The 7234-nt window shown below is 58.5% G+C and carries 10 protein-coding genes, 1 pseudogene and 1 riboswitch; of the genes and pseudogenes, 3 read left to right on the top strand and 8 right to left on the bottom strand.

Going from position 1 to position 7234, the window contains the following annotated elements:
* Positions 1 to 78: 78 nt before the first annotated feature.
* Positions 79 to 186: pseudogene (locus QZ329_RS14265) on the bottom strand (DUF6061 family protein); the annotation flags it as partial.
* Positions 187 to 345: 159 nt separating this feature from the next.
* Between QZ329_RS14265 and QZ329_RS14260 the strand changes: the two are divergent.
* The 3 genes from QZ329_RS14260 to QZ329_RS14250 all read left to right on the top strand — a co-directional run bounded on the left by QZ329_RS14260 (position 346) and on the right by QZ329_RS14250 (position 1764).
* The gene (locus QZ329_RS14260) at positions 346 to 588 is read left to right on the top strand and encodes a DUF3781 domain-containing protein (protein WP_295753674.1); all 243 of its coding nucleotides are present in this window, start codon (positions 346 to 348) and stop codon (positions 586 to 588) included.
* 60 nt (positions 589 to 648) lie between these two features.
* Positions 649 to 786, top strand: a riboswitch (cobalamin riboswitch).
* 86 nt (positions 787 to 872) lie between these two features.
* Positions 873 to 1256, top strand: coding sequence for a DUF4430 domain-containing protein (locus tag QZ329_RS14255; RefSeq protein WP_295753673.1), 384 nt, complete (start codon positions 873 to 875; stop codon positions 1254 to 1256).
* 1 nt (position 1257) lies between these two features.
* A complete protein-coding gene (locus QZ329_RS14250; protein ID WP_295753672.1) occupies positions 1258 to 1764 on the top strand; it encodes a hypothetical protein in 507 nt (168 codons plus the stop codon).
* A 142-nt stretch (positions 1765 to 1906) separates the two neighbouring features.
* On the opposite strand, the gene QZ329_RS14245 is transcribed toward QZ329_RS14250, so the two are convergent.
* From QZ329_RS14245 to QZ329_RS14215, 7 genes are all read right to left on the bottom strand, one after another.
* On the bottom strand, positions 1907 to 3034 hold the full coding sequence (locus tag QZ329_RS14245) for a 1-propanol dehydrogenase PduQ (RefSeq protein WP_295753670.1): 1128 nt from the start codon (positions 3032 to 3034) through the stop codon (positions 1907 to 1909).
* A gap of 10 nt (positions 3035 to 3044) precedes the next feature.
* On the bottom strand, positions 3045 to 3479 hold the full coding sequence (locus tag QZ329_RS14240) for a EutP/PduV family microcompartment system protein (protein ID WP_295753669.1): 435 nt from the start codon (positions 3477 to 3479) through the stop codon (positions 3045 to 3047).
* 11 nt (positions 3480 to 3490) lie between these two features.
* A complete protein-coding gene (locus tag QZ329_RS14235) occupies positions 3491 to 3838 on the bottom strand; it encodes a BMC domain-containing protein (RefSeq protein WP_295753668.1) in 348 nt (115 codons plus the stop codon).
* 50 nt (positions 3839 to 3888) lie between these two features.
* On the bottom strand, positions 3889 to 4434 hold the full coding sequence (locus QZ329_RS14230) for a BMC domain-containing protein (RefSeq protein WP_295753667.1): 546 nt from the start codon (positions 4432 to 4434) through the stop codon (positions 3889 to 3891).
* Positions 4434 to 4700, bottom strand: coding sequence for a hypothetical protein (locus QZ329_RS14225; RefSeq protein ID WP_295753666.1), 267 nt, complete (start codon positions 4698 to 4700; stop codon positions 4434 to 4436). The genes QZ329_RS14230 and QZ329_RS14225 overlap by 1 nt, the downstream gene beginning before the upstream one ends.
* Complete coding sequence (locus QZ329_RS14220) at positions 4660 to 5106, bottom strand: SLBB domain-containing protein (protein ID WP_295753665.1); 447 nt, start codon at positions 5104 to 5106, stop codon at positions 4660 to 4662. Before QZ329_RS14220 ends, QZ329_RS14225 begins: the two co-directional genes overlap by 41 nt.
* A 544-nt stretch (positions 5107 to 5650) precedes the next feature.
* The coding region (locus tag QZ329_RS14215) for a thiamine pyrophosphate-dependent enzyme (RefSeq protein ID WP_295753664.1) at positions 5651 to 7234 on the bottom strand (1584 nt) is incomplete at its 5' end.

The following is a 7234-nucleotide window of genomic DNA, read 5'->3' as shown; positions in this document are numbered from 1 at the left end:
CAGGTGAAAACCTGGCTTAGAGTTTTCTTGTGGAGGGAAGGTTTGACGCTTACGATTTATTACGCTCCATTGCCTCGGTTAATCCAAAGGCTTGTATTCAGTCACAGTTTTCAAATAGGCTTCTGGATCTCCATTCAGTATCAAGTCGCCATATCCAATCGGGTCGTTATGCACCGGCCAGCCCAATTGTTAATGCCCGGCATTTCATTTGGATATTCCTTCCTTTTGCGCATATTTCCCATTTTCCTTGACAAAAACTAAGAATTTATGTATAATAAAATCCCCAATCCGACTTCGTGCTCCCGGTGAATCACAATGGGCAAATATGCATAGGCTGGTATAAGAATGAATGATTTAATGAAAAACATTGATAAACTTCATACAACAGAAATGGGTGTAGAGCGGATAAAAAGGAACTGCCAAATTGAAACAGACGATGTTGTCCAATGGAGCGGGGTGCAGATTCTGGACAAAAATGCTAAAATTGAAAGGATCGGAAAGAACTGGTATATTTTCACAGGTCACTACAAAATAACTGTGAACGCATATAGCTATACAATAATTACTGCGCACAGAGTTGAAGCATAATCTGTATAATTCGGATGAATGAATTATTATACACTAAAGTCTAGAATCAGGGCGTTAGGAACACAGAAGCGAATTGGGAGTAATAAAAAATAAAATATGGTAGATATTCGGGGAAACAGGTGAAATTCCTGTGCGGTTCCGCCACCGTGATGCGCGACGCGCTAAGCCGGATTGCCGACTCTGCCATGGAAGTATGCACTCACGAGAATGGGCAGCGCTGTGATGGACACATCCTTCCTTTTGGCGGATGTGTTTATTTTTTTTTCAAATTATGGAGGACGGATATGAAACAGATGAAGCTTTTGGCGGCGCTTGCCGCTGCGGTCGTGGTGCTTTTGGGAATCTGGATGTGCTTCAGGCCCAAGGGCATAGAGGGGACCAAGGACCTGGATATTCAAGTCATTTACGCAGACGAAAGCAGCAAGGATTTTCAGATTTCCACAGACGCAGAGGTCCTAGGCAAGGCTTTGGTGGAAGCGGGCCTCATCGAAGGCGAGGATGGGCCTTTTGGTCTATACATCACCACCGTGGACGGTGTAACCGCCGATGACAGTCTCCAGCAGTGGTGGTGCGTCACAAAGAGCGGCGGACGCGTTGATACCGGAATCGACAGCACCCCCATCGCGGACGGCGACCATTTTGAGATTACGCTGAAAACCGGATATTGATATGACCACCCGTCAGATCGTAATATCCGGCTTATTAGCCGGTCTGCTGTTTGCCCTGCAGGTGGCCATGGCGGGGCTTCCCAATATCGAGCCGGTAACGCTTCTGTTGATTCTTTACACGATTTATCTTCCCAAACTGGTTCCTCTCATCGTCTGCGCATTCATCCTCTTGGAGGGCATCACCTATGGCTTCGGCATCTGGTGGTTGCATTACCTCTACGCCTGGCCGCTGCTGGTGTCTTTGACCCATCTGCTGCGCCGGAAGAGCTCCAGGGTCATGTGGACCTGCTTTTCCGGGGCTTTCGGGTTGAGCTTCGGTGCGCTGTGCGCCATTCCCTATGCTCTCACCGGCGGGTTGTACGCAGGGTTCAGTTACTGGGTCAGCGGCATTCCTTTTGATTTGCTCCATTGTTGCGGCAACGCGGCCTTAATGTGCGCCCTCTTTATGCCCTTGGGCCGGTGCCTGAGCTACATCGCCAAGTTCCTTGGAGAGACAAGCCGTCCCTAAAAACAAGCAAAAACAAACATATAGCAGCGCGGGAGAACAAATGCTCCCGCGCTGCTCATTATCTTTCATTATCCTATCGTCAAAATACTGTGTCTTTCACACGCTAAGTCAACCAAGGCCCGGATAGGATTTCTCCGCTGCTTTACAGCAGCTTCCGGTACAGCTCCTGAACTTGGTCTATCTGTGCGGGCCTGGGATTTCCTCCGGTACAGCGGTCCGCAAGCGCTCCTTCCGCCAAGCTCTCCAGATGCTCGGCGAGCAGGGCGCGATGCTTCTCGTCTTCCAGTTTATGGGGCATTCCCGCCTCGGTCATCAAATCCTGAATCCGGCGTATCAAGCCCTGCACCGCCACAGTCTCCGTGTAGCAGCAGCAGCCGGCCTGCTTGGCAAGGGCGGCATAGCGTGCCCGGGCAGGAAAATCTCCCTGCTCGTTCAAGCCCGCGTTAAAGGCCGCCACATGGGGCAACAGCAGCGCGTTGCTTCTGCCGTGAGGAAGATGCAGCAGCGCCCCAAGCGGGTGCGCCATGCCGTGGCAGATGCCAAGGCTGGCGTTGTTAAAGGCGATTCCCGCCATACAGGAGGCGTTGTGCAGCCGTTCCCGGGCCTCGAAATCCCCGCCGTCCTTTACCGCCCCGGGCAGGTTGGCAAACACCAGGGCAATCGCCTTCTCCGCCAGAGCGTCCGTAAAGTCGCTGGCGAAGGGGGAAACACAGGCCTCCAGCGCGTGGGTCAGAATATCCAGGCCGGTGTCCGCCGTCACATGGGGCGGGACACTCAGGGTCAAAGAGGGGTCCAGCAGCGCGGCCTCCGGCAGCATCCGGTCGTCGACCAGGGGATATTTTGCGCCCGCCTTGGGGTCGGAGAGGACCGAGAAGGAGGTCACCTCGCTGCCGGTCCCGGAGGTGGTGGGGATGGCGACAAACAGGGGCTTTTCCGATGCGCCCATTTGGGTGTAAATGAAATTGATGGCCTTCCCGGCGTCTATGGCGGACCCGCCGCCCAGGGCAATCAGGGTGTCGGGCCGGTAGTCCAGAATGCGGGCCGCGCCGGCGCTTACCAGATCCACCGTGGGATCCGGGACAATTTGGTCAAACAGCTCCCACTGGGCTCCCATGGCTTCCAGACGGCTGCTCACCAGCTCGACCGCGCCGTTCTTTGTCAAAAACGGGTCGCAGACCAAAAGCGCCCTTTTGATGGGAAACCCCTGGAGCCGGTCCAGTGCGTCGCCCCCCATATAAATGGTAGTCGGTATGGAAAATGTAGTTGTCATAAGCTCCGTCCTATGTCAGGCCGATGTAAGCCTTTACCTCATCAATGCCTGTGTTTTCTTTGCTGCTGATATGGAAAATCCGCTGACAGCCGGCCAGGAAGAGTTTCTCCTCCGCCGCCCGGAGGGCCTGTTCGCCCGCCGCAAGGTCGGTCTTTGTGACAAGGCCAATGACCGGCTTTCCAAACATGCCGGCAAACTCGGGGGCAAACCAGCACTGTTCATCGGTGCAGTCCTGCAAAAGGACCATCAGGTCGGCTTCCGCCGCTGTCACGATCAGAGCGCGGTAGAGCCTCCGGTTTTCCAGGTACTCCCCCGGCGTGTCAATGGCGCCGTGGATGATCTCCACTGCCTGGGTCTTTTGATAGCGCAGCTCCTCGCCGTAGATGGCTTGGCAGAAGGTGGTCTTTCCCGCGCCTGTCCGTCCCACCAGCATGATTTTTTTCATCCCGCACCTCCTCAGGTCCGGGTGATGGGGGACGGTGTGAAGCCCAGCGTACCGTGCAGGGCATCCATGACCGCGGTTAAAGACGCCTCCACGCTCTCCACATCTCCGGAAATCACCATGGAGCCGCTGAAGCGGTCAATGAAAGCCAGGTAAACATCCGCGGCCTTGCTGGCCGCGTCTCCGGCGATGATCGCGCCTTCGCTGGGCGTGATCGTCATAATTCCAATGGCGCCTGTGTGCTCTCCGGTGATTCCCAGTTTTTTGAACAGGTCCTCCACCGGATTCGCGATAATGTGGGCCAGCGTTACCTGCTTGCCCGGAACGAATTCCTGTATGATCCGCTGTTTCCCTTCCGGCATTCTTTTCTCCCCGCTTTCTCGATTTAGCGCCTGTTCACATAAGGCAGGCCCTAGTACAGGCTTTCAAAAAGCTCCGGATGGGGGCTGGGAATCACCACCTGGCTGACCAGGAGGCCAGAGCCTTCCGCCGAGGCCGCGCCGGCCTCCACGCCCTCCGTCACGGCGGAGACGTCGCCGGTCATCACCACAAAGGATTTGCCGCCGATCCCCGCGCCCAGGCGCACCTCCAGCAGCGTCACATCCGCCGCCTTCACGGCCGCGTCCGCCCCATAGATGGAGGCCGCCACACTGAAATACTCCAGAATGCCTATGGCATTGGCCTGCTCCGGCACGGAGGAAAGGCCGATGGCCTCGATTACCTTGGGATGAACGCGGGGAATTACCACCTGATCTATGACGCTTCCGGCAGCGGCTTCCTCCCCCGCTTCCACCGAGGACTGCACGGCGGCCACCTCGCCGGTAACCAGGACATGATATTTTCCAGGGCAGCTGGGACGGGCGGCCACAAGGCGGACCTCCGCCGCTTTGAGCATGGCATCTGCCGCCTCAATGCCCTTGGCAATGCTGTTTAACTCTAAAAAACCAATGGTCTCCATCAGGCGTTCCCCCTCTCAATGGTAATGGCGTCGTCCACCGCCGTGACCACGCCGCCGATGCTGGCGCTGATATGCGCTCCCAGGGCGCCGTCGGGACAGGCGGCGATGCGCTGGCCCGGGACGACGGTGTCCCCCGTCTTCACCTCCGGCACGGCGGGCGCGCCGATGTGCTGCTTCAGCGGCAGACGGACCCGGTTCACCTCCGGCGTGAGGAGGGTGTCGATCTCATAGTCGTAGTATTTGCCGACCCCCAGCCGCACCGCCATCCGGCGGGAAGGAGCCTTGCGCCATTGACGGGCCTCTTCCGGAGTCCAGCCGCCGCCGGTCCGTTCGCAGCGTCACCCGCAGGGGCGTCTCCCGCTCCCTGACCAGCGGAATGTCCGGCGGAAGCACCGTGATGCCGGAGGTCGTCTTGGTGACTGCCTCCCGCCGGGCCTCCTCCATGGTGTAGAGCTTTCCCATCATGGGGCCGCCGCAGAGGATGCGGTATTCGCTCAACGCCGTGCCGCCGGCCGCTTCCACACATTCCAGCAGAGGCGTACCCACCGGGACCCGCAGGATTACGGGATGGGCCACCTCGCCGGTAACCGTAAGAGCCTGTTTAATATCTTCTAATAAGGACGGCAATGAGAGGAAAAGAAAAAATCTGAGCAGAAATAAGGAAATTTTCACCCAAATTACTATGATTACCAAACGGCGGTTTTGAAACAGTGGATTTCAAGACCGCCGTTTTCTTATGATTGACACGGCGGCACAAGGAGGTTGAGCGGTGTCTTTCTATATTATCCGCCCCTCTGACCTGTCAAAAAAAGCCCTCCCCCTCTAAAGGACAGCCCTGACCGGCGGGCGAGGCAAAGCGCCTGCCCTGCCAAGACAAACAAAAAAGCGGTAAATCAGCGGCGCACACACGAAAAAACGGACGGAGAATGGATAAAATTCCACTCTCCGCCCATCTTTTGTATTCAATTCCGCCTGACAGGCGCCGCAATCATAATCGTCACAGACCACGGTTTCACGGACACCCATCCAAAGTCCATCGTCCTCTTCTCCTCAACCCACGCTCCCATCTTCCGTCCCTCGTCCCCCGCAGGGGTGGGGGTTGCTCAAGGGGGAGCCCGCTCCCCCTTGAAGGGAGGCGGAGGGAATGGAGCAGAGCGGAGCTTTCGCCGCTTTCAGCGGCGGAAGCGCAGCGGGCGGAATTTCCGACGCCTCGGCCTTACTCCGCGTACATCTCCTTGAGCTTGAGGAGGTGCTGATAGCGGTCCATGGCCGCCTTCTCGTTGCGCTGGAACAGCTCGCTGGCCCGGTCGGGGAACTCGCGGGTCAGGCGGCTGTAGCGGGCCTCGTTCATCAGGAACTCCTGATACCCGCCGGCGGGCTCCTTGGAATCCAGGGTGAACTTCGCGCCCTCCGCAGCGGGGTTGAAGCGGAACAGGTTCCAGTAGCCGCACTCCACGGCCTTCTTCATCTCGGCCTGGCAGTTCATCATGCCGCCCTTGATGCTGTGCATCTCGCAGGGGGAGTAGGCGATGATCAGGGACGGGCCGGGATAGGCCTCGGCCTCCTGAATGGCCTTGAGGGTCTGGGCGGGGTTGGCGCCCATGGCCACCTGGGCCACATAGATATAGCCATAGCTCATGGCGATCTCGGCGAGGGACTTCTTCTTGATCTCCTTGCCGGCGGCGGCGAACTGCGCCACCTGGCCGATGTTGGAGGCCTTGGAAGCCTGGCCGCCGGTGTTGGAATAGACCTCGGTATCAAAGACGAAGATGTTCACGTCGTTGCCGGAGGCAAGCACGTGGTCCACGCCGCCAAAGCCGATGTCGTAGGCCCAGCCGTCGCCGCCGAAGATCCACAGGGACTTCTTGGACAGGTACTCCTTGTCCTTCAGAATCTCCAGGCAGAGCTTGCAGGCGTCGCAGTCGCAGTACTTCGCGCCGCTGGCCTGGAGCTCCTTGGCGTGCGCCTGGAACTGGGGCAGCTTGTCGCCGAAGACCTCGGCCGCCTTGGGGCTGGAGGTGAAGGCCACAATGCCCTCCACGGTCATGACGCTCTCTTCCAGGAGCTTCACATACTCACGGGTGGCCTCGGCGTTGGCCTTGCCGTCCTCCATGGTATCCAGCCACTTCTGGGCGGCGTCCTTCAGGGGCTGATAGGTGTGAGGCACCGCGATCAGCTGCTTCGTCAGGTCCGCCAGACGGTCGCGGATGGCCTTCTGACCCAGATACATGCCCAGACCGTGCTCGGCGTTGTCCTCGAACAGGGAGTTGGACCAGGCGGGGCCGTGGCCTTCCTTGTTGGTGCAGTAGGGAGAGGTCGCCGCAGGACCGCCCCAGATGGAGGAGCAGCCGGTGGCGTTGGAGATATACATCCGGTCGCCGAAGAGCTGGGTGACAAGACGGGCATAGCTGGTCTCGGCGCAGCCCGCGCAGGAGCCGGAGAACTCCAGCATCGGCTGACGGAACTGGCTGCCGGGCACCGTGGCGTCCTGGAGGTCCTTCTTCTCGGAGACCTCGGCCACGCAGTAGTTGAAGACCTCCTGCTGGGCGGCCTCCTGCTCCTGGGGAGCCATCTTCAGGGCCTTCTCGCCCTTGCGGCCCGGGCAGACGCCCACGCAGACGCCGCAGCCCATGCAGTCCAGAGGACTGACGGCAATGGTGAACTTATAGCCCTTGCCCTTGCCGGTCTTGTCGATGACCTTGGCGGCGGCGGGAAGCTTCGCGGCCTCCTCCTCGGTCATGGCATAGGGACGGATGGTGGCGTGGGGGCAGACATAGGCGCACTGGTTGCACTGGATGCA

Origin of the sequence: uncultured Oscillibacter sp., assembly GCF_910579365.1 — a bacterium.
Classification (GTDB): domain Bacteria; phylum Bacillota; class Clostridia; order Oscillospirales; family Oscillospiraceae; genus Oscillibacter.
This window is presented reverse-complemented; position numbering and strand designations above follow the sequence as displayed.

What these genes read in the sequence shown, in the direction of transcription:
- QZ329_RS14230 (WP_295753667.1), bottom strand. Translation starts at nt 4,434, where the DNA reads ATGGAGACCATTGGTTTTTTAGAGTTAAACAGCATTGCCAAGGGCATT.
- QZ329_RS14260 (WP_295753674.1), top strand. Translation starts at nt 346, where the DNA reads ATGAATGATTTAATGAAAAACATTGATAAACTTCATACAACAGAAATG.
- QZ329_RS14255 (WP_295753673.1), top strand. Translation starts at nt 873, where the DNA reads ATGAAACAGATGAAGCTTTTGGCGGCGCTTGCCGCTGCGGTCGTGGTG.
- QZ329_RS14240 (WP_295753669.1), bottom strand. Translation starts at nt 3,479, where the DNA reads ATGAAAAAAATCATGCTGGTGGGACGGACAGGCGCGGGAAAGACCACC.
- QZ329_RS14235 (WP_295753668.1), bottom strand. Translation starts at nt 3,838, where the DNA reads ATGCCGGAAGGGAAACAGCGGATCATACAGGAATTCGTTCCGGGCAAG.
- QZ329_RS14250 (WP_295753672.1), top strand. Translation starts at nt 1,258, where the DNA reads ATGACCACCCGTCAGATCGTAATATCCGGCTTATTAGCCGGTCTGCTG.
- QZ329_RS14225 (WP_295753666.1), bottom strand. Translation starts at nt 4,700, where the DNA reads ATGGCGGTGCGGCTGGGGGTCGGCAAATACTACGACTATGAGATCGAC.
- QZ329_RS14245 (WP_295753670.1), bottom strand. Translation starts at nt 3,034, where the DNA reads ATGACAACTACATTTTCCATACCGACTACCATTTATATGGGGGGCGAC.